The organism is Mycobacterium colombiense, from assembly GCF_001672755.1.
Lineage (GTDB): Bacteria > Actinomycetota > Actinomycetes > Mycobacteriales > Mycobacteriaceae > Mycobacterium > Mycobacterium colombiense_C.
This window is the reverse complement of record NZ_LZKI01000104.1, coordinates 1-938: the sequence shown is the minus strand read 5'-3', so window position 1 is coordinate 938 and position 938 is coordinate 1. Positions and strand designations below refer to the sequence as shown.

General features: G+C 65.4%; 2 protein-coding genes and 1 pseudogene. 2 read left to right on the top strand and 1 reads right to left on the bottom strand.

Annotation, left to right across the window (positions count from 1 at the left end):
- The coding region (locus A5708_RS14405) for an iron-sulfur cluster assembly scaffold protein (RefSeq protein ID WP_196772640.1) at positions 1–306 on the top strand (306 nt) is incomplete at its 5' end.
- A complete protein-coding gene (locus tag A5708_RS14400) occupies positions 281–628 on the top strand; it encodes a metal-sulfur cluster assembly factor (protein WP_007774271.1) in 348 nt (115 codons plus the stop codon). The genes A5708_RS14405 and A5708_RS14400, both read left to right, overlap by 26 nt.
- A 54-nt stretch (positions 629–682) precedes the next feature.
- On the opposite strand, the pseudogene A5708_RS14395 reads toward A5708_RS14400, so the two are convergent.
- Positions 683–938, bottom strand: a pseudogene (locus tag A5708_RS14395) (hypothetical protein); the annotation flags it as partial.

Below are 938 nucleotides of genomic sequence, written 5' to 3'. Positions count from 1 at the left end.
GGCTGTTCCATCAGCCAGGCCGCAACCTCGGTGCTCACCCAACAGGTGATCGGTCAAAGCGTCGGCGAGGCGCTCAAGACCATCACCGCGTTCACCGAGATGGTGTCCTCGCGCGGCACCATCGAGGGCGACGAGGAGGTGCTGGGCGACGGTATCGCGTTCGCCGGGGTGGCCAAATACCCGGCGCGGGTGAAATGCGCGCTATTGGGCTGGATGGCGTTCAAAGATGCTCTGGCCAAGGCTTGTTCGGATCAGGAAGCAGACTTCGAGGAGGTCACAGATGAGCGAAACCACCGCGCAGGGTGAGGAATTCCTTGCCGATCTCGAGGAGGCGATGCGTGACGTCGTCGACCCCGAACTCGGCATCAACGTGGTCGATCTGGGACTCGTCTACGGGCTGAACGTCGAAGACGGCGACGACGGAACGGTCGCCCTGATCGACATGACGCTGACGTCGGCGGCCTGTCCGCTGACCGATGTCATCGAAGATCAGTCCCGCAGCGCGCTGGTGGGCGCCGGTCTGGTCGACGACCTGCGGATCAACTGGGTGTGGAACCCACCGTGGGGTCCGGACAAGATCACCGAGGACGGCCGCGAGCAGTTGCGCGCCCTCGGTTTCACCGTCTGAGTCCGGCTTTTCGCTCTTTTTGCGCGCTGGCGCGACCGCGATTGCCCGCGTCTCCTAGAGGTGGATGTGCGGGAGGTGCGGCAGGTGCAGATGCGGGTGCGGGCGCCCCATGGGTGGGCACGTCTCCACACTGATCATCGTCGCGTGCAGGGCGCCACCGTCTTGAGTGCCTTGGGCCCCGATGCATTTACCGTTCGTGATCGCCTCGGTGTCCGACGGCGTCTGCCGCTGGTATGAGGTCGAGTCGGCGACGGTCACATTGGTGGCGCTGGCTGGCCCGCCGGGGCCCAGGCCGTTGACGGCGATCGTG

What these genes read in the sequence shown, in the direction of transcription:
- A5708_RS14400 (WP_007774271.1), top strand. Translation starts at nt 281, where the DNA reads ATGAGCGAAACCACCGCGCAGGGTGAGGAATTCCTTGCCGATCTCGAG.